We start from the raw sequence: 19295 nt of genomic DNA on the forward strand, positions 1-19295 counted from the left end.
TTGTCAGCCCTTGATTTGTTGTAGCAATGTCTCTAAACGTTTGCGAAACAGTCCTTGCGGGAATTCAGCTACTTGTTCTTCGATAACTGGCACCCAATCATCCCCACAACCGTTCAATGTTCCCCTTAATAAACCTTCGTAGTAAATCGCGATATCGACTAAACTATGTGCTTTCCACTCGTCTCGATTTTCCCATAATGCCAATAAACACTCTCTTCCTTTTTCTGATTCTCCTCGAAAAGCGTAGTACACCCCTTTCGCCATCGAAATCGCCGCAATGAACGGCTCGATCTCTGTCGTCAGTGATTCCATCAACTTGACGTTTTCCCCTAACAGATCAATATGTCGATATTCCATCGCATAGAGCGCTTCAGAAAGTGCCACTTTGATTTCAGCCAAACGATCTTCCGTGAATTGAATATATTGCTCCGCCTTTTGTAACGACTCATGAATTTTCTTCTCATCGTTCAAATAGAGCGCGCAAATCGAAATGGTGCGATACACGTCGTCCGCACGGTAGTAGATTCTTGTCCGTGTCATATACTCGAGCACGTCTTCAAGCTGTCGAATTGCCCCTTCTAAATCCTCATCACAAAGAAGATTCTTAAATACAATTAACATGGCATATTCAGTTCGTGTCTTTGTTTTCATATATTTTGCATCAAGTAGTTCTATCGCTTCAATCCGTTCAATCGATTCCTCGTAGCGGTTCCACATCAATAAATAATATGCCTGGCTAATTCGTCCCATCGCCAATTCTTCGGACTCACCTAGCTTCTCAAAAATCTCAATCGCGCGGTCATAGTAAGCTAGTACTCTCTCATTCTCGCCCTCTTGAAAGTACGTATCACCGTACAGCATATATGCTTTTCCTTGCCACACGGAGTTCATTTCTTCCTGTAAGTAAGGCTTGAGCATTTCCCGAATTTTTTGATCCGGTAGTGAAATAAGTTGCATCTCCTCAAATTCTAGCTTTTCCACCAGCGACTGTAGTTCGACCTCTTTTGGATCGGTCAATAATTGTTGCATCGAGACATCTAATCGACTGGCAAGTTCTCGTAAACTGCGCATCGATGCCTCTGCTTTTCCGTTCTCAATCATACTGAGCATCGATTTTGTGACAATCCCTTCCGCCAGCTGCGTCTGAGTCATTTTTTTCTGTTTTCGCAATGCTTTAATGCGCTCACCAATCATATGTCACCTCTAAAAGTTAAATTATATTGAACTTTATATTTACAATTCACTTCGTTGCCTTTATGATAATGTTAAATCACATTTAACTAATTTGCAAAGGAGTGTTTCTATGAAGTTTCTCTCTTCAAATCTATCAATTTTACTGCTCGGTAAATTCATGTCGTTATTCGCATCCAACTTATTTACGTTTGTGGCGGGACTCACGGTGTTGACGACGACCGGATCTGGGCTCCAATTCGCCTTCGTTCTCCTCGCAGGTACATTACCCCGTGTGCTTCTATCCCCATTCGCCGGCGCTTATGCAGACAAACTTGACCGAAAGCGAGTCATCATTAGGATGGAGTCTTTGAACGGAGGATTATTTTTACTCGCAGGTGTTGGAAGCTTACTTTGGACGTTTGAAGCACCCGCTTTTTACGTCATCACATTCTTCTTAGCGATCGTTTCCACTTTCTTATCGGTCACGTTATCAAGTTCGATTCCTCTTTTATTTGAGGAAGATGAACTGCAACGCGCCAACTCTCTCATTCAAAGTATCATCTCCATCTCAAGCATCGGTACCCCGCTTCTTGCCGGGGCACTGTTTAAGCTTATACCGATTCCTGTCTTTTTGTTCAGTTCAGCTCTATTCTTTATGATTGCCGCACTTCTCGCCTCTCGACTTAAATTTCATCAGAAAGAGGTCGCACCCACCGAACAATCGACTTGGGAAGACGTACGGTCCGGTCTGTCTTACTTGAAACAACAAAGAGTCTTGTGGACAGTTGCTGTCCTCGCCGCATTTTTGAACTTCTTCTTCGTCGCATCGGAAGTGTTGTTCCCGATTGCAGCGTTACAGGAAGTCGGTGTGTCCCCGTTTCAATTCGGACTCCTTGAAAGCATGGTCGCCATTGGTTTTTTAGTCGCTTCCTTACTTCATGCCTTACCGTTATTCAAAATCAAACATCGCTTAGCAACGATGCGATTCGCGTTGACCATTCTTAGCGTTCTGTTCGTCGGACCCGCCATTCCATTATATTTTAACTTCAACGTCATCACGTCAATTTTCTTTTTCGCGGTCTTCGCTTTATTGAGTGGTTTCTTGATCGTACGTGTCAACATCCCGATTCAATTGTTCCTCCAAACGAATACGGATCCGAACTATTTAGGGCGCGTCATCGGTGTGCTCGAATCACTCGCGATGGGGATTACGCCGATTGGATTTATCCTATTCGGGGTATTGAGTGATCTCGTCTCTGTTGCCCATCTCTACACCGCTTGTATGGTGGGTCTACTCATCTGTACGTTCGTCCTTACGTACCGAATCCGGCATGACATCCAAGCAGAACGAGATGCAGCCCAATCAATGGAACGTGTATCGTAACGAAAAAAGACATCGAACGAATCAGTTCGATGTCTTCTCTGTTGACGGGAGTACCCGTTTTTCTAATAAGAATGGTCCGAATGGGATGACGGACGCCATGACAGCAAGTGTCAAAACTTTGAATCCCCAGCGCAAGCGCCATGCCATATACATCGCTGCGAGCACGTAGGCCACAAATAAGAAACCATGTGCTGCACCTACGATACTGACCGCGAGTGGAATGCCGGCCATATATTTCAACGGCATCGCGATGAACAGTAACAACAAGAAGGATACACCTTCTGTGTAGCCAAGCCATTTAAAATGAGTCGTAGTCATATGCGTTCTCCTTTATTTCTGTAGGCTATGTCTATCGTAGCCGAAACGTGAGAGGTTTGTCACAAGAGAACGCATAAAAGTTACGAGGCTATTTGACGATTTGGTGAACGATGTAACACTTTCGTGTCGACAAAGCGGCGAAGGAACAACCCGTCGACCCCAATTTTTCCAGCGTTATGACCGGCAACTAAAATCAAGACAGATACGATCAACATCGTTGGGTTCGTACTGACTGTTCCTGATAGTAAGAACGCCATGTTCATGACAAGTCCGAAGAACGCTGCGCTACGTGTGAGGGCACCGAGCAATAATCCTAAGCCTACCAAGAATTCCCCGTAAGGAATCAGGACATCGAATAGCCCGGCGTTTGGAATCGCAAAGTTTTCTAGGAATGCAGCCCACCATCCAGCAACGGCCGGATGTTCTCCAGAAGCGAGTGACACCGCATTGTTTAAGAATCCTTCTGTTCCAAAACCTCCCGTGATTTTACCCCAACCTGCCGTTAACCAATGATAACCGAGCCATACACGTAACACCGTCAAGATCGCTGTAGCGATGTTATGATTTTGCCAAAATTTCGTGAACATCATAATTCCTCCCTTTCAAGAAGTTAAATAAATGTATAATGTGATTACATTCACAATATACCATTCATGTTCACTATTTCACATATGTATTTTCCTTTGTTCATGATTCGTCCATATGTACGCCATATTCTATTCACATTCATCCACAAAAAAAGACACCTGATTTAGGTGTCTTAGAAGAGATTATAGTGTCACTTCTTGTGGTGGTTGACCTTTCTTGTTCATCACGCGCATCGATTCCGGTTCGATTTTAAGGATCACAAGCTTTGGATCGTCCGGACCATCGAACCATCCTTCAAGTTTCTCATTCCATACTTTCTCTTTCATCGATTCATCATCCGACACGGTCGCTTTACCGAGGATTTCTAAGTAAGTGTCGCCCACACCATCTCCATCGTAGCCGATTAAAATATGCGTATATGGATTCTTTTCTAGTTCTTCTACTTTATCTGTATCGTTAGAGGTTGCTGTGTAGAGTGTGAAATCATCATGGAAAAATGTCATATATCGACTGTGGGGTTTCACCTTATACACGGTCGCCATCGTCCCGACATTGCTACCCTCTAGAATTTTTAACGCTGTGTCTTTTGCACTCATTCCAAATTCCTCCTTCATGATTTGTCGCTCGTATACTGTTCCCTCAAACTATGGGATTAAACACAAAAAAACCTGCTCGCTGATGCGAGCAGGTATCATATTCCTTAGAAAGGAAGATTAGATTTTTTCAACGTTAGAAGCTTGTGGTCCACGAGCTCCGTCAGTGATTTCGAAAGTTACTTCTTGGCCTTCTTCAAGTGTTTTGAAGCCGTCGCCTTGGATTGCTGAGAAGTGTACGAATACGTCGTCTCCGCCTTCCATTTCGATGAAGCCGTAACCTTTTTCTGAGTTAAACCATTTTACTTTACCTGTGTTCATGAATGAACCCTCCTGAAATAAACGCTATGCGTTATAGTAGTGCCTTACTAGAAAAAACTTGACCAAAAAAAATACAAGCCTCTGGATTATCTAATGAAAAATAATCCCAAGCACTTGTGAATTATGATTCCAGCTATTCTTAATTAAGCACATATTGAATATAACACGACTAGATGTTTCTGTCTAGTAAATACTTCTGATTGCTAAAAAACAAGGTGAAACGGGTACATGCTAGAGAAGATGATGCTAGGAGGATTTATAATGAAAAACATTAAGGACACACAATCAATCGCATCGATGATTGCCTCTTATTCCGATTGGTCGGAAGAAGACCTCATCCAGCAATCACTTGAATGGCACCGTGCTACACGGGAAGCTTCTTACTTCGAGCAACAACAATCTCTCCCGTGTCGAATCCCATTGACGGAACGGATCACCCCTGTCCGCACGTCCTTTCCGCTCGAGCAAGTCGACGGCATCGTTCGTCCCGTCTGGATGCGTCGGCTCGATGCCGAATATTTGAATTTACTGCAGACGACGAAACAACGTGTTGATGTGACGGACTATGGTGCTGTCGGAGATGGAAAAACGGATTGTACCCTCGCCTTTCGACTCGCCATCCGTTCTAACCGTCGTGTCTTTGTCCCAGCAGGCGTTTATATCGTTCGGGGGATTCGTCTGCCTTCCAACTGCGTGCTCGAAGGCGCAGGACAAAACGTCACGATTCTCAAACTGTCCGATCGTGCACCGAGACATCGACGATTGTTACGAAACGTCACGCCTTTTGCAGGAAATCATCATATCGAGGTATGCCACCTGACGCTCGATTGGAATGTCGCACGATTAGGCGATGTGAAACGGACGACGAGCGGTGACACGACATCGAGCGCCTTGACGTTTGCCCATGTGACATATGGATGGGTGCATCATGTGACGGCTAAAAATGCTGGGCTCCATGCGTTCGACATCACGTCTCCACACTATCATTACTTAGGGGATGGACTCCGCGCGGCAAACGGGAGCCGATATATCCATCTCGACCACCTCGAGGCGACGAATTATGGGGATGACGGAATCACCACACATCACAGTGATGCCATCTACATCACGAACTGCTATTGTCATCATCCTCACGGCCGAACACACGCCTTAGGGTTCTCAAACTCAAATGGGATTGAGATTGATGACGGATCGCGGCACGTCACACTCGTTCACAATAGAACGGAAGGCTGCTTTGGAGGCATCGAAGTAAAAGCGCATGGGACCTCATCTGCCGCACACGACGTTCATATCTTCGGCCATCTTTCTGTGCATGACAATCGTTCATTTAACTTCCGTCATATTGGTCATCATTTAGCAGATGATCCGAACTCGGAGACGGCCCGTTTCCTGTCTGGCACGAACTTAGTGTCCGTCGAGCCGGTCCGCAGTTCACTCTATACAAAATCTTCACCACGGAGCCTGGTCGTATCGGCCTACCAGGATGTCTTGATTCACGGTTTGACTGCGATCGGCGACCCGACCTACGATTACGAACAGCATCCGGCTCTTGCGATTCAATACAAATCGAGACGCGTTCAACTGAAACGAATCTCCGTGCGCGGGTTTACCACAGCCCGAGCCGACCTCGAACTATTTGGGGGAGATAACCGCACCGATGAAGTGACTATCGAAAACTTACGATGCCAAGAATCTGCACCCATCGCTCTAAAAATCGGTCGCCAACTCGAACACCTTGCTCTTCATCAGATTGAAGGGCAGAAAAAAAGCGGAGATGTGCTCATCTCCGCGAAAAGCCCGATTGATGTGCATGATTTACTCGCTCAAGGATTTTCAGATCGGGTGCGCTCAGACGTTTGAGCGGCTTCCACGAGTTGATTCAGTTTGGCGTCATCGAGTTGAAGTGAACTCTCTTTTTGTTTGGCCATCATGCGAACGATTGCTTTGTCTAAAAAGCCCATTCGTTCAAAGTCGTACCCACTCCCGACGACCTCGACAAAGTAGGCGTGTTCGCGGAGTGATTCACGGTACGCTTCTTCTAACTCGCGAATCCGTTCTGACTCTGTCGGTGTGCCGGCACACAAATATAAAGCGAGGGGATGCTCCAGCAAGTGTGCTTCGTGAAGCGTCAACCATTCTTTCATCTCGTCTTGGATCGTGCCCATTCGAATCGAGCTCCCGACGATGACGTGATCTACCGTCTCCCACGTGACGTTCGGCTCTTCTACGATATTTTGGACACGAACGTCACCCGATAGGCGTTCAGCGAGTAAAGCCGCCACTTTTTCACTCGTCCCATATCTGGAAGAGTACGCGATTAAAGTACCCATGTCGTTCCCTCTTTTCATGTCAGACGTTACTTACACTATTCCCGAATCATCGAGAGAAGATACGTATGCACTTAAAAAAGCTCGCCGTCTGGCGAGCTTTTCGTCACAATTTATACACTTGTGCTTCATAAGGACGAAGGGTGAACGCTTCTATCGGTTCCATGTTTCCGATGACACGTTCTTTCACGTCATATGGTAGCTCTCGTTGTTGTGTCTCGTCGGAGAAGTTACAGAGTACGAGCCATGTCTCACCTTCGAATGAACGTGTGAATGCATAGACCGCCTCATCTTCCGGTAACAACAGCTCATACTTTCCGTAGACGACGAGCGGGTTCGCTTTACGGAGCGCAATCAACTGACGGTAGTAATGGAAGAGTGAATTCGGATCTTTCCTTGCCGCTTCCGCATTGATGTCAACAAAGTTCGGGTTGACCTCGATCCATGGCGTCCCTGTCGTAAATCCACCATGTGCTTCGTCTGACCACTGTACCGGTGTACGTGAATTGTCACGTCCTCGCTCATGGATGCCACGGAAAATCTCGTCGTGCGTTAACAACCCTTTGGATGTGTAGTCACGGTAGGCGTTCAACGTCTCAATATCTCGGTACTGATCGATCGAATCAAACGCGACGTTCGTCATGCCGAACTCTTCTCCTTGATAAATGTAAGGCGTCCCTTTCAATAGATGAAGAAGTGTCGCGAGCATCTTCCCGGAACGAACGCGATATTCAGGCGAATCGTTTCCAAAGCGTGAGATGGCACGGGGCTGGTCATGGTTACTCCAGTACAGGCTGTTCCATCCTTCCTCTTCGAGCCCTTCTTGCCAACGCGAGAAAATCGTCTTCAGCTCAGTCAACTTCCAGTCTGTCGGATTCCACTTGCCGAAGCTCCCGTTCCCGACGTCCACATGTTCAAAATGAAAGACCATGTTCAGTTCGTTGCGGTCTTCACCCGTATACAGTTTCGCTTCCTCCACACTGACCCCTGGCATCTCCCCGACCGTGATTGTGTCGTATTTCGATAAGACTTCACGATTCATCTCCTGCATGAATTCATGGATGCGTGGTCCGTTAAAGAAGAATGGTGTCCCGTCTCCATACCCCGTTCCTTGCGTTTGACCGTCTGGATAGCTCGGGTCTTTTGAAATCATATTGATGACGTCCATCCGGAACCCGTCGACCCCTTTATCGAGCCAATATGTCATGAGGTCGTACACTTCACGACGAAGCGTCTCGCTTTCCCAGTTCAAATCCGGTTGTTTCTTACTGAAGAGGTGGAGGTAGTACTCATCACTCGCCTCATCATACTGCCAAGCGCTGCCGCCGAAGAAAGCCCCCCAGTTCGTCGGAGGTTGACCATCTTTCCCTTTTTTCCAAATGTAATAGTCACGATATGGGCTGTCTTTTGAAGAACGTGACTCCATGAACCATTGGTGTTCGTCCGAAGAGTGATTGACGACGAGGTCCATCATGATTTTAATCCCGTGACGGTGTGCTTCTTCAAGCATCGCATCAAAGTCATCCATCGTACCAAACTCGTCCATGATGGCACGGTAATCACGAATATCGTATCCATTGTCGTCGTTCGGTGAATCGTATACCGGCGAGAGCCAGATAACGTCGATCCCGAGTTCTGCCAAATAAGACATCTTCTTCGTGATCCCTTGGATGTCGCCAATCCCATCACCGTTTGAGTCATTGAAGCTACGTGGATAAATTTGATATACGACCGCTTCTTTCCACCATTGTTTCATGTTACGTCCTCCTTGAAGTTCATTTCCGTTTCAACGCTTTCATCGTACTGTCTTCAAGGATTCATGACCATCCATGATATGATTAAGATATGTACAATTTTGCTATAAAATGAGGAGACTATTATGGAAATCGGCTTTTGTGGCTATTCATACCATACAACGACTTATACTTTTCCATTTGCTAATCGACTCGATACGTATCTGATTCGCTTACAAACGGCAGGAACGGCTCGGATTGTGGTCAATGGGGAAACGATGATCACACGACCTGGTGACGTATTGATTGTTCGTCCGGGTGACTTCTATGAAATGCATGTCGATACACCCGCGAGCGGAGACTATCATATCTTCTGTACCGGACATTCGATCGATACATGGTGGCATGCGACTCCACGGGAGCGACTGTATGCCATCACCATCGATTCACGCCTTCTTTCGCTATGGCAACACATTACGGAAGAAGTGCGCCGTCCACCGTCTGAACAAAGTGCCGTTTTAATTGAAACACTCGTTCAAGCACTCCTACTCATGCTCGATCGCTCGATTCAAGATGTGCATTCCCAGGCGCGACCTCCAGTCGTCTCTCGTATGATGCGCTTTATCGAAGCACACGTCACGAGTGACTTCAAAGTTTCAAACGTCGCCGACGCCGTCGGACTGAGCGTTTCACGGACCGTTCATCTCTTTAAAGAAGGAACCGGGATGACAATCATCGAATATGCACAATCGATTCGCTTACAGCTTGCCGAAGAGCAAATGCGCTATACAAAACATTCGTTAGAAACGATAGCGGAACTGTCTGGATTTCGAAGTTATCCATATTTCCACAGAATTTTTAAACGAAAATATGGCGTAGCACCAGGGGTTTATCGTACTCTTCAACAAAAAAACGAAAAAAAATAAAAAAAGAGTGATCCATTTTTTGAACCGCTCCGTTAGATGGGTGTAAATAACGACAGCACTCACTTACGAAAAGGAGCGATTACCCATGAAGAAGAAGACGTTAAACAAAATCGTAGCACCGGCACTAGCCTTAGGACTACTCGTACCAGTCAACGCACAGGCAGCGGATCACACACCGACAGCAAGTACACCAGCAGGTGACCTTCGCGCCACACTCGATCAACTCTTATCTGAGCATTACGTGTTAGCCGTCACATCGATGATGAAAGGATATGACGAGGCAGCAGATGCTGAGGTCGCGGATCAAGCTCTCGATCAAAACGCGCTCGACATGACACCAGCCATCGCTTCCATCTACGGTGAAGAAGGCGCTGCACAATTTGAAGAAATTTTCCGTGGTCACAACGACTACTCAGCTGATTTCGTAGAAGCAGCAAAATCAGACAACCAGGAACTACGCATGGAAGCTGAAGCGGAAGTTGATGAGTTCGTAGAAGAATTCTCAACATTCCTCGACGCAGCGACAGAAGGGAACTTACCGAAGGACGCAGCAGCTGATGCACTCGAACTTCATGAAGACCAAGTCCTCTCTGTATTCGATAACTATGTCGAAGGAGATTACGAAGAAGCTTACATGACGTTCCGTGAAGGCTACAAGCACATGTTCAACATCAGTAAAGCTCTCTCGGGTGCAATCGTCACACAAATGCCTGACAAATTTACGACTGGAGCAGACACACCAGCTGTTGAACTCCGCTCAACATTGAACAGTCTTGCAGGTGAGCACTTCGCCCTCGCTGCGATCGGTATGCAAAAAGGGTACGACCAAGCAGAGGACTATGATTACGTGACATGGGCAGAAGACCAGAACACACTCGACTTCAAAGCAGCCATCGCATCCGTGTATGGTGACGAAGGTGCAGCACAGTTCGAGAAAGTATGGAACTCAGATCACATCACAGCACAAGGTGACATCGTTGCCGCTACACTCGAAGGAGACGAAGCGATGATCGAAGATGCGCGTATGCGCCTCGACCAATTCGCTGTCGACTTCAGCACATTCCTCGATGCAGCAACAGAAGGTAACTTACCACAAGCTGCCGGTGAAGAAGCAATCAAACAGCACGAAGCGCTCGTACTCGACACATTCGATCAATATGTCGCTGGCGATGCAGAAGCGGCTTGGATGTCATTCCGTGAAGGATATGCGTTCATGTTCGGTGTTGGTGAAACACTCGGTAACGCGATCGTGACACAAATGCCTGACAAGTTCGAAGAAACAATGATGCCTGAAGAGATGCCTGAAACAGGTCTCGGTGGTGCACAAGAACAATCAATGAACACTCTCTACGCTGGATTAGCTGTACTTGGCGGAATCTTACTCGCCTTCGTAACGCTTCGCAAACGTAAAGTATCTGAACAATAATCAATAAGGAGGGAGTCCCATGAACAAGCGCCTTTTGTTTCTGGCGCTCTCTCTCTTTTGTTTTAGCTTCTGGACGTGGACGAGCGCCCAAGAATCGTCGTCACCACCTGTAGAAGAAAAACAAATAGAGGAGAGCCCGGATTTAACGGCTGAATTCTCACTTCTACAGGAAGAGGTGAAAAAGCTACGCTTAGCCGAGGAAGAAGAAAACGCCAAGGCCGTCACCCCTGTTCAAATCCAGATCCCTAAAATCGATGTCGACACCGCCATCGAACAAGTCGGGGTCCTCGATAATGGACAGATGGGTGTACCAGAAGATGAGAACCAGGTCGGGTGGTTCGAACCCGGTGTCACACCGGGTAGCAAAGGAAATGCTGTGATTGCCGGTCACGTCGACAGCAAGACCGGCCCGGCTATCTTTTATCAACTCGATCAACTGACAAAAGGCGATGACGTTCTGATTCAAGATGAGGCGGGTAACACCCTTCGGTTCCGCGTCACGAAAACAGAACGATATGATACGAAAACCGCGCCAATTGAAGAGATTTTCGGTGCCACATCAAATCGGAACTTAAATTTGATTACCTGTTCGGGTACGTTCGGGGACGGGGGCTATGATGAACGATTCGTCGTCTATACAGAGCTGGTGGACACCGAACTGAATGAAACTGTCGATCTCGAGACACCGACGGCAGTCGAACTAAAAGGTAACTTATTGACATGGCACGCCGTTCGTCAAGAGAGCGTGATTGGATATCGAGTCTACGAAGTCATCGACGGAAAAGCGACTCATATCGAAAGTATCCCTTCCCATGCACGAAAGAGTATCGAGGTCACAAATGAGAACAATGCATCCTACTACGTGACTGCGATTGACCAACTTGGAAATGAGTCAAAACCTTCCGAGATGACAAAATGACAAAAAGACCCCTTACTCGCTTTAGAAATGAGTAAGGGGTCTTTTGTTGTTTATACGAAACAAGGAATTTGCGGGTTGAACGTCTTGTTGTTCTCCGTCATGACCTGCTTTTTAATTTTGCCTTCTCCGAGATAGACGATGCGGTCGGCAAGCGCCTCGGCATCTTCTTCGTCATGCGTCACAAAGATCGTCGTCGTGCCCGTCTGCTTCAAGAGACGACGCAAATCGTCGCGAATCCGGTGTTGAAGTGACGTATCCAGGTTACTGAACGGTTCGTCTAGAATCAAGAGCGCCGGTTTCGGTGCGAGCGCGCGCGCGAGCGCGACACGCTGTTGTTGTCCCCCGCTGAGTTCGTACGGATAGCGGTGACGGAACTCCGTCAAGTTAACGAGCGCGAGCATCTCTTCGACACGCGCATTCCGCTCCTTGCGGTTCAGTTTATGAAGACCGAATCGAATGTTCTTTTCAACGGTCATGTGCGGGAAGAGTGCATAGTCTTGGAAGACCATCCCCACGCCACGATCTTCTGGCGGCATGAACTGACAATCGTCGCAACAGACACAGTCATTCACGACGACGACGCCCTGGTTCGGCATCTCGAGTCCTGCGATCAAACGGAGAATCGTACTCTTCCCCGATCCGCTGTCCCCAAGAAGTGAGACGATTTCACCTTTCGTGATTGAAATCGAGAACCCTTTGATTGTCTCTTCATGTGCACCTTTATAGCTAAAATGTAAATCATTGATTTGAACAAACATTAGTCGGCCTCCTTATCAAGCACCTTGTGGGAAACGAAAATCAACAGTCCACTCATGATGACGATGACGATGGAAGCGAGTGCCGCTTCGTGAATCTTCTCATCACTCACGTATTTGAACGCCTGTGTCGCAAGCGTCGAAAAGTTAAATGGTTGTAAAAAGAGCGTCAACGGCAACTCTTTCATAATATCAATAAAGACGAGGATAAACGCGCTCATGATGGCGCCTTTGATCATCGGGATATCGACACGGAAGAACGTTTGGACCGTATTCCACCCCAGCATACGGGATGCTTCGGTAAACGACTTCCCTACTTTCTCAAACCCGCTCTCGATCGAGTTGTAGCCGATGGCGAGGAAGCGGATGACGTAAGCAAAGATGAGCATGATGAGCGTCGTGCGGAACACGAACGTCTGACTCAAGTCGAGCGCCCGTGCCGTTTCGAGCACTTTGTCATCGAGCCACAAGAAGAGCGTGATGACCGCAATCGCGATGGCTGCTCCCGGAATCGAATATCCGAGCGTCGTCACTTTCGAAATGACGCGTGTCATGTTCGACGGGAAGAGTCGTGTGTAGTTTGCGATGATAAGTGCGAACAACAGAATAATGACCGTCGCGATAAAGGCGACACGCACCGTATTCCAAACGAGTTGCCAAAATTCTTCCGTGAAGACCGTATCGAACGTCAGGAACGTCCAAGCCGTCAACTGCGTGAACGGAATGACGAATGCAATGGCAAAGACGATAGAAACATATGCGAATACCGCATAGCGATGCCAACCTTGAAGCGGTCTCGGTTTGAGCGGCTTCACTTTCGTCGAAGCGTAACTGAACTGCTTCCGTCCTCGGACGAGTCGTTCCATCGTCAAGATGGAGATGACGAGAATCATGAGTGTGCCCGCAAGCTTCAGCGCCGACGACGTATCCTTCATCCCGAACCATGTGCTAAAAATAGCGGTACTGAACGTCTGGATCCCGAAGTATTTCACGACACCATAGTCATTGAGCACTTCCATCAAGACGAGACTGACACCGCCGATGATGGCGACTCGGGAAATCGGGATGACGACGGTGAAGAAGATGTCCCATGAGCCGCGACCGAGAATCCGTGCGTTCTCAATCATCGAGGATGATTGGTTATGCAGAAACGCTCGTGTAATCGTATAAATGTATGGATAGAGGAACAACGTGAAAATAAACACGGTTCCTTGAATCGACATGATGTTGAAGTACGACTGATCGACGGTGATCCCGAACTGATTCCGTAGTGTCGTTTGGATCACTCCGGTGTAATTTAAAATGCCGTGATACGTATACGCCCCGATATAAGGCGGAATCGCGAGCGGCAGGATGAGTGCCCATTTAAAGAAGCGACGGAACGGGAAATCATAAACGGTCACGAACCAAGCGAGACTCGTCCCGATCACGGTCGTCAAGACACCGGTAGCCACCATAATGAACAACGTGTTTCTCACGTAACGGGGCAACAGGTACTCCTGAATGTGCTGCCAATTGTCATTGACCGGGGCGAACAATTCGACGAGCACGACAATTCCCGGCAAGACGATCAATAAAATCGCGAGAAAGCTAAGGATCGCCCATCCATTCAGTTGTCGTTTTACTGCGTGCCAGTTCATGTCGTACCGCTCCCGTTCTGTAAACTATCAATTCCTGTCCCATCATATCAGTTTCTGTACATCCCGTGTAGCGCTTAGGGTGTGAAGAACACAAAAATCTCCGGCCTGAACTCTCGTTCAAGCCGAAGTCATCTTACTTCCAACCCACTTCGTTAAAGATGCGGATTGCTTCTTGTTGGTTTTCACCGATTGCAGAGAGGTTGATGTCTTGCTCTTTGAACTCGCCCCATGATTGAAGAAGTTCGTTCGGCTCAACCGACTCGTTGACTGGATATTCGTAGTTCACACTCGCAAACTTTTCTTGTGCTGACGGTTCTGACATGAACTCCATCAATTTTTGAGCGTTTTCTGTATTCTTCGATGCTTTCGTCATCGCGATACCCGAAATGTTCACGTGTGTGCCTGTTGTATCTTGGTTCGGGAAGAAGACACCGAGCTGTTCAGCGACTTTCTTCTCTTCTTCGTCTTCAGAATTCAACATAAGCCCCATGTAGTACGTGTTCATGATGGCCACGTCCCCTTCACCGGCGACGACCGCTTTCGCTTGGTCACGGTCGTTCCCTTGTGGGTCGCGTGCCATGTTGTTCACTAAGCCCTTCGCCCACTCTTTCGCTTCATCGACACCGTTCACTTCGATGAACGATGCGAGGAGTGAGATATTGTACATGTTTTCAGATGGACGGACGAGTACTTTGCCGTTCCACTGTTCTTCTGTCAACGCTTCGTAAGTCGACAAATCTTCTGGTTTCACGCGATCTTTTGAGTAGACGATGACACGCGCGCGTTTCGTCAAACCGAACCATTCGTTGTCCGTGTCACGATATTTTTCAGGAATGTTTGACTCAAGCTCATCGCTATCGACCGCTTGAAGATGTCCTGCTTCTTTTGCCTGATACAAGTTTCCGGCATCTGCTGTGATGAAGAGGTCAGCCTCTGTGCTCTCCCCTTCTGTGTTCAAACGTTCGAGAAGTTCGTCACTCTTCCCTTCCACCACGTTGACTTTGATGCCTGTTTCTTCTTCAAACTGCTTGTATAATTGTTGATCGACATCGTAGTGGCGACTCGAGTAAACATTGACGACGTTCGAATCGTCTGAGCCTTCATTTGAAGTTGTCTCATCTGTGCTTGCACAAGCGGCAAGGAGCGATGTCGTTAACGCTGCTGAAATTCCTAAAGCTGCATATTTTTTGTTCATCTGTCATTCCCCCACGTTCGGTTATTTCTCTCTCTGGTAAATGATAATTACTCTCAGCATCTATTATCACTGATAATCATTCTCACGTCAAGACTTTTTTGCAATCGCTATCACACTAAATGTGTACTTGTTGACAGTTTTGAGGACATCATTTCTTGACTTCAAAAGAATACGAACGATATAGTAAAATCAAACAAACCGTCTGGTCGGTACAGAAAGAGGTGAAGATATGTCAAACCGATCAAACGTTACAAAGCAAAAGCTGTTGGATGCGGCAACCGACATCATCATGAACCACGGCGTGCACCAACTTACATTAGATGAAGTCGCCAAGACTGCGGGTGTATCTAAAGGGGGACTACTTTATCATTATCCTTCAAAAGAAGCCTTGATGACGGCGATGGTCGAGCGATTACAACAAGAACAAAACGAGCTATATGCTTCATTGCAACAAGAAGGTCATGGACCTGTCGAGGCGTTCGTTCGTCTATTTGATGAAACGAAGTTACATCCTGAGCGTGCTGCCATCCAAATCGACGTCGAGAAGATGATTGCATTTCTCACGTTGTTCGAAGTCGACCAAGAGTACGCCAATCGTTGGAAACATGATTTAGATACGTTCTTCGCACAGTTCCAACAAACGGCCGACCCGGTAGAAACCATGATTATTCGTTATGCACTCGAAGGTATGATGATGTCCGAACACTTCGGTGTCGGTGTTCCCCCTGCCGAACTCAAACAAGCGATTATCGCACGCTTGATTGAACGAGCCCACGACATCGATCGTGAGTCATAAAACAACATAATAATAGAGGAGATTAAAAATCCATGCAGAAAATCACGTCCTTCTCCGTTAACAACAAGTTTGCGGTTTGGTTGATGACGATCATCTTGACGGCCGCCGGTCTTTTCGCCGGTCTGACGATGAAGCTCGAGACGTTACCGGACATTACGACTCCGACCGTCTCGGTCACAACCATTTATCCAGGTGCATCCCCTGAGCAAGTGCTCGAAGAAGTCAGCACCGTGTTAGAAGATCGCCTTCAGAATTTAAATGGTGTAGAACAAGTTCGTTCTTCATCGTTCCAAAACGCTTCAAACATCCAAATCGATTATGATTTCAGCACCGATATGGATGAAGCGGAGCAACAAGTCAAAGATGCGTTAAGCAACATCGAATTGCCGGAGTCGGCACAAGACCCTCAAGTGTCGCGTCTCAGTTTCGACGCTTTCCCGGTCATCGGGGCTGCCATCTCGGATGAAAGCCTAGATTTGGCCGAATTGACAAAACTCGTCGAGGAAGAAGTACAGCCTGCTCTTGAAGGAGTGGAAGGTGCGCAAACCGTCCAAATTGCCGGACAAGAGATTCGCCGCGTCGAGCTTCAATTCGACCAAGATGCGCTCGCTGAGTACAATTTGACAGAAGATACGGTCAAACAATTGATTCAAGCGAATGACGCTCGAATTGCGCTCGGGTTATATGAATTAGGTGATACGGAGCAAGCGGTCGTCATCGACGGCAAGTCGGAGACGCTCGAAGCGTTCCGCGACATCCAAATCCCTTACTCACCAGCACAATCAACGCCGACGACACCATCTGCCCCGACTGAATTGCCACCTGGTCAAACGCCAGACGTGCCAACAGAGGTCCCGACGGAAACACCATCGGCATTACCACCGAACGTTCCGACGACGGTTCCGACTGTCGCGTTGAGTGAACTTGCGACAATCGAGGACAAAGGAATCGAAGAATCGATTTCTCGCTCGAACGGTGAACGCTCAATCGGCGTACAAGTGACGAAGACACAAGATGCGAACACGGTCGATGTCGTCAACGCCGTCAAAGAAGTATTGAATGACTTCGAAGCTGAAAACGATACGGCGAATGTATCAATTACACTCGACCAAGGACAACCGATTGAAGAGTCGGTCGAAACGATGTTATCGAAAGCGTTGCTCGGTGGCCTATTCGCCATCCTCATCATCTTAGTGTTCTTACGTAACTTCCGATCGACGATCATCGCTGTCATCTCGATCCCGTTATCGCTTCTCATGGCACTCATCGTCTTGAAGCAATTGGACATCACGTTGAACATCATGACGCTCGGTGCGATGACCGTTGCGATTGGTCGCGTCGTCGATGACTCCATCGTCGTCATCGAGAACATTTACCGTCGACTCACGCGTTCGAACGAACCACTTCGCGGTAAAGAGTTGATTATCGCGGCAACAAAAGAAGTATTCATCCCGATCGCCTCGTCGACCATCGTCACGATTGCAGTATTCTTGCCGCTTGGATTTGTCACTGGTTTTGTCGGTGAACTGTTCTTGCCGTTCGCATTGACGGTCGTCTTCGCATTACTCGCTTCGTTACTCGTGGCGATCACGGTCGTACCAATGATGGCCGACTCGTTCTTTAAAAACCGCGACAAGTTGAAGCCAGAAGAAGGTCCAGGCAAGCTCGCGGAATGGTATCGTGGCGTCTTGAACTGGTCACTGAACCATAAACTCGTCGTGTTCGGTCTCGCGACTGCCCTATTGATTGGTAGCTTTGCCCTTGTCCCAGCGATTGGGGTCAACTTCTTGAATCAGGATTCGGAGAAGACGTTGTTCGTCACGTTCGACCCAGAACCTGGTCAAACACTTGAAGATTCGATTGCCGCAGCAGAAGTGGCAGAAAAATACTTCATGGAAGAACAACCGAACGCAACCGATGTTCAGTTCACGGTCGGTGGAGAGAACCCGCTGAACCCCGGAAACAACAAACAAGGAATCTTCATCGTTCAATATGATCCAGATACGGAAGACTTCGCGGATGTGAAGTTAGCTGATATCGAGAAATTGAACGAACTCGCTTCGAACGGGGAATGGAAAGAACAAGACTTCTCAGGTGGCGGCGCAACGAGCGGTGTCACATACAACGTCTATGCCAACTCCCTTGAAGATTTAGAAGCCATCGTGCCGACTTTCATCGAAACGATTGAAGAGGAAACGGATTATGTCCGTCAAGCGACATCTGACTTACGTGAGTCCTATGTACAATACACGTTCAACGTCGACCAACAGGCCGCTGCAGAAGCCGGTGTGTCGGCAGGTCAAATCGCGCAAGTCATCAGTCAGTTCCAGGCACCAGAAAGTCCACTTACAAGTGTCACAGTGGATGACAAACAGTTAGACGTCGTCATCCCGAACGAGCAAGTGACGTATGACAGTGTCGATGACCTGCAAGCACAAGAAATCACGACACCGTTCGGACCACGCCCGATTTCAGACTTCATTGAAATCGAAGAAGGCACAACACCGGACACACTCGTCGAGCGCGACGGAAAACTGCTTGCGCAAGTAAGTGTTGAACTCAGCACAGATAAAGCGACAGAAGCGTCTGCTGCGATTGAAGAACGCGTATCGGACATCGAGCTCCCATCTGGCGTCTCGTATGATGTCGGCGGTGTAACAGAACAGATTCAAGAATCGTTCACTCAGCTCGGTCTTGCGATGCTCGCCGCGATCGCCATCGTATACTTGGTTCTCGTCATCACATTCGGTGGGGCACTCACGCCATTCGTCGTGTTGTTCTCACTTCCGTATGCGATTATCGGGGGACTCGTCGCCCTTCTCATCACGGGTGAAACGATTTCGGTTTCTGCCTTGATCGGGGCACTCATGTTGATCGGGATTGTCGTCACGAACGCCATCGTTTTGATTGACCGCGTCATTCATAAAGAAGAAGCTGGTTTATCAACACGTGAAGCGTTACTTGAGGCAGCGGGCACACGCCTTCGCCCAATCTTGATGACCGCACTTGCGACAATCGGTGCACTCGCACCACTCGCACTCGGTCTCGAGGGTGGCGCACTCATCTCGAAAGGTCTCGGGGTCACCGTGATTGGCGGACTCACAAGTTCGACACTTCTCACGTTGCTCATCGTACCAATCGTCTATGAGTTCTTCGCACGATTCCGTAAGAAAAAACAAGCATAATCAAAAGAGAGTCGAC

Annotated in this window: 17 protein-coding genes; 7 read left to right on the forward strand and 10 right to left on the reverse strand. The window is 47.8% G+C overall.

Annotation, left to right across the window (positions count from 1 at the left end; all coding sequences use genetic code 11):
• Positions 1-3: 3 nt before the first annotated feature.
• Complete coding sequence (locus KNO69_RS11175) at positions 4-1194, reverse strand: helix-turn-helix domain-containing protein (protein WP_214818044.1); 1191 nt, start codon at positions 1192-1194, stop codon at positions 4-6.
• Between the two features lie 109 nt (positions 1195-1303).
• Here KNO69_RS11175 and KNO69_RS11180 point away from each other — a divergent pair, with 109 nt between their 5' ends.
• Complete coding sequence (locus KNO69_RS11180; protein WP_214818046.1) at positions 1304-2557, forward strand: MFS transporter; 1254 nt, start codon at positions 1304-1306, stop codon at positions 2555-2557.
• 21 nt (positions 2558-2578) lie between these two features.
• On the opposite strand, the gene KNO69_RS11185 is transcribed toward KNO69_RS11180, so the two are convergent.
• The 4 genes from KNO69_RS11185 to KNO69_RS11200 all read right to left on the reverse strand — a co-directional run bounded on the left by KNO69_RS11185 (position 2579) and on the right by KNO69_RS11200 (position 4377).
• Entirely contained in the window at positions 2579-2875 is a 297-nt protein-coding gene (locus KNO69_RS11185) for a DUF3817 domain-containing protein (protein ID WP_159563308.1), read from the reverse strand.
• Between the two features lie 80 nt (positions 2876-2955).
• Positions 2956-3462 (reverse strand): DoxX family membrane protein, encoded by a 507-nt coding sequence (locus KNO69_RS11190; RefSeq protein WP_074035013.1) that lies wholly within the window; start codon positions 3460-3462, stop codon positions 2956-2958.
• Between the two features lie 183 nt (positions 3463-3645).
• Complete coding sequence (locus KNO69_RS11195; RefSeq protein WP_143180203.1) at positions 3646-4059, reverse strand: pyridoxamine 5'-phosphate oxidase family protein; 414 nt, start codon at positions 4057-4059, stop codon at positions 3646-3648.
• Positions 4060-4176: 117 nt separating this feature from the next.
• Positions 4177-4377, reverse strand: a complete 201-nt coding sequence (locus tag KNO69_RS11200) for a cold-shock protein (RefSeq protein WP_015880427.1) — start codon at positions 4375-4377, stop codon at positions 4177-4179.
• A 261-nt stretch (positions 4378-4638) separates the two neighbouring features.
• On the opposite strand from KNO69_RS11200, the gene KNO69_RS11205 reads away from it, so the two are divergent.
• Positions 4639-6237 (forward strand): glycoside hydrolase family 55 protein, encoded by a 1599-nt coding sequence (locus KNO69_RS11205; protein ID WP_214818048.1) that lies wholly within the window; start codon positions 4639-4641, stop codon positions 6235-6237.
• On the opposite strand, the gene KNO69_RS11210 is transcribed toward KNO69_RS11205, so the two are convergent.
• Together KNO69_RS11210 and KNO69_RS11215 are read right to left on the reverse strand one after the other, a co-directional pair.
• On the reverse strand, positions 6201-6707 hold the full coding sequence (locus KNO69_RS11210; protein ID WP_214818051.1) for a flavodoxin domain-containing protein: 507 nt from the start codon (positions 6705-6707) through the stop codon (positions 6201-6203). The two genes, KNO69_RS11205 and KNO69_RS11210, sit on opposite strands and share 37 nt — an antisense overlap.
• A gap of 103 nt (positions 6708-6810) precedes the next feature.
• Complete coding sequence (locus KNO69_RS11215; protein ID WP_214818053.1) at positions 6811-8460, reverse strand: glycoside hydrolase family 13 protein; 1650 nt, start codon at positions 8458-8460, stop codon at positions 6811-6813.
• 123 nt (positions 8461-8583) lie between these two features.
• Here KNO69_RS11215 and KNO69_RS11220 point away from each other — a divergent pair, with 123 nt between their 5' ends.
• The 3 genes from KNO69_RS11220 to KNO69_RS11230 all read left to right on the forward strand — a co-directional run bounded on the left by KNO69_RS11220 (position 8584) and on the right by KNO69_RS11230 (position 11708).
• Positions 8584-9363: an AraC family transcriptional regulator gene (locus KNO69_RS11220; RefSeq protein WP_214818055.1), complete on the forward strand. Its 780-nt coding sequence runs from the start codon at positions 8584-8586 to the stop codon at positions 9361-9363.
• A gap of 85 nt (positions 9364-9448) precedes the next feature.
• The gene (locus KNO69_RS11225; RefSeq protein WP_047795816.1) at positions 9449-10789 is read left to right on the forward strand and encodes a copper amine oxidase; all 1341 of its coding nucleotides are present in this window, start codon (positions 9449-9451) and stop codon (positions 10787-10789) included.
• A gap of 19 nt (positions 10790-10808) precedes the next feature.
• On the forward strand, positions 10809-11708 hold the full coding sequence (locus KNO69_RS11230) for a class F sortase (protein WP_159563303.1): 900 nt from the start codon (positions 10809-10811) through the stop codon (positions 11706-11708).
• 50 nt (positions 11709-11758) lie between these two features.
• Here KNO69_RS11230 and KNO69_RS11235 read toward each other — a convergent pair whose 3' ends face one another.
• The 3 genes from KNO69_RS11235 to KNO69_RS11245 all read right to left on the reverse strand — a co-directional run bounded on the left by KNO69_RS11235 (position 11759) and on the right by KNO69_RS11245 (position 15298).
• A complete protein-coding gene (locus KNO69_RS11235; RefSeq protein WP_031424334.1) occupies positions 11759-12466 on the reverse strand; it encodes an ABC transporter ATP-binding protein in 708 nt (235 codons plus the stop codon).
• Positions 12466-14103 (reverse strand): ABC transporter permease, encoded by a 1638-nt coding sequence (locus KNO69_RS11240; RefSeq protein WP_214818057.1) that lies wholly within the window; start codon positions 14101-14103, stop codon positions 12466-12468. The genes KNO69_RS11235 and KNO69_RS11240 overlap by 1 nt, the downstream gene beginning before the upstream one ends.
• Before the next feature lie 133 nt (positions 14104-14236).
• Positions 14237-15298 carry a Fe(3+) ABC transporter substrate-binding protein gene (locus KNO69_RS11245; RefSeq protein WP_214818059.1) on the reverse strand — a complete coding sequence of 354 codons (1062 nt, stop codon included), beginning with the start codon at positions 15296-15298 and terminating at the stop codon, positions 14237-14239.
• Positions 15299-15527: 229 nt separating this feature from the next.
• On the opposite strand from KNO69_RS11245, the gene KNO69_RS11250 reads away from it, so the two are divergent.
• Both KNO69_RS11250 and KNO69_RS11255 read left to right on the forward strand, forming a co-directional pair.
• Positions 15528-16094: a TetR/AcrR family transcriptional regulator gene (locus KNO69_RS11250; protein ID WP_211781920.1), complete on the forward strand. Its 567-nt coding sequence runs from the start codon at positions 15528-15530 to the stop codon at positions 16092-16094.
• Positions 16095-16126: 32 nt separating this feature from the next.
• Positions 16127-19279 (forward strand): efflux RND transporter permease subunit, encoded by a 3153-nt coding sequence (locus KNO69_RS11255; RefSeq protein ID WP_214818063.1) that lies wholly within the window; start codon positions 16127-16129, stop codon positions 19277-19279.
• The last annotated feature ends 16 nt before the right edge of the window (positions 19280-19295 follow it).

The sequence above is a fragment of the Exiguobacterium sp. s131 genome (assembly GCF_018617345.1).
GTDB lineage: Bacteria > Bacillota > Bacilli > Exiguobacteriales > Exiguobacteriaceae > Exiguobacterium > Exiguobacterium profundum.

Bases quoted from the DNA above. Each gene is read 5' to 3' on its own strand.
- KNO69_RS11210 (WP_214818051.1), bottom strand. From the start codon at position 6,707: ATGGGTACTTTAATCGCGTACTCTTCCAGATATGGGACGAGTGAAAAA.
- KNO69_RS11230 (WP_159563303.1), top strand. From the start codon at position 10,809: ATGAACAAGCGCCTTTTGTTTCTGGCGCTCTCTCTCTTTTGTTTTAGC.
- KNO69_RS11200 (WP_015880427.1), bottom strand. From the start codon at position 4,377: ATGAACACAGGTAAAGTAAAATGGTTTAACTCAGAAAAAGGTTACGGC.
- KNO69_RS11255 (WP_214818063.1), top strand. From the start codon at position 16,127: ATGCAGAAAATCACGTCCTTCTCCGTTAACAACAAGTTTGCGGTTTGG.
- KNO69_RS11225 (WP_047795816.1), top strand. From the start codon at position 9,449: ATGAAGAAGAAGACGTTAAACAAAATCGTAGCACCGGCACTAGCCTTA.
- KNO69_RS11185 (WP_159563308.1), bottom strand. From the start codon at position 2,875: ATGACTACGACTCATTTTAAATGGCTTGGCTACACAGAAGGTGTATCC.
- KNO69_RS11180 (WP_214818046.1), top strand. From the start codon at position 1,304: ATGAAGTTTCTCTCTTCAAATCTATCAATTTTACTGCTCGGTAAATTC.
- KNO69_RS11250 (WP_211781920.1), top strand. From the start codon at position 15,528: ATGTCAAACCGATCAAACGTTACAAAGCAAAAGCTGTTGGATGCGGCA.
- KNO69_RS11205 (WP_214818048.1), top strand. From the start codon at position 4,639: ATGAAAAACATTAAGGACACACAATCAATCGCATCGATGATTGCCTCT.
- KNO69_RS11190 (WP_074035013.1), bottom strand. From the start codon at position 3,462: ATGTTCACGAAATTTTGGCAAAATCATAACATCGCTACAGCGATCTTG.
- KNO69_RS11215 (WP_214818053.1), bottom strand. From the start codon at position 8,460: ATGAAACAATGGTGGAAAGAAGCGGTCGTATATCAAATTTATCCACGT.
- KNO69_RS11195 (WP_143180203.1), bottom strand. From the start codon at position 4,059: ATGAGTGCAAAAGACACAGCGTTAAAAATTCTAGAGGGTAGCAATGTC.
- KNO69_RS11220 (WP_214818055.1), top strand. From the start codon at position 8,584: ATGGAAATCGGCTTTTGTGGCTATTCATACCATACAACGACTTATACT.
- KNO69_RS11235 (WP_031424334.1), bottom strand. From the start codon at position 12,466: ATGTTTGTTCAAATCAATGATTTACATTTTAGCTATAAAGGTGCACAT.
- KNO69_RS11240 (WP_214818057.1), bottom strand. From the start codon at position 14,103: ATGAACTGGCACGCAGTAAAACGACAACTGAATGGATGGGCGATCCTT.
- KNO69_RS11245 (WP_214818059.1), bottom strand. From the start codon at position 15,298: ATGAACAAAAAATATGCAGCTTTAGGAATTTCAGCAGCGTTAACGACA.
- KNO69_RS11175 (WP_214818044.1), bottom strand. From the start codon at position 1,194: ATGATTGGTGAGCGCATTAAAGCATTGCGAAAACAGAAAAAAATGACT.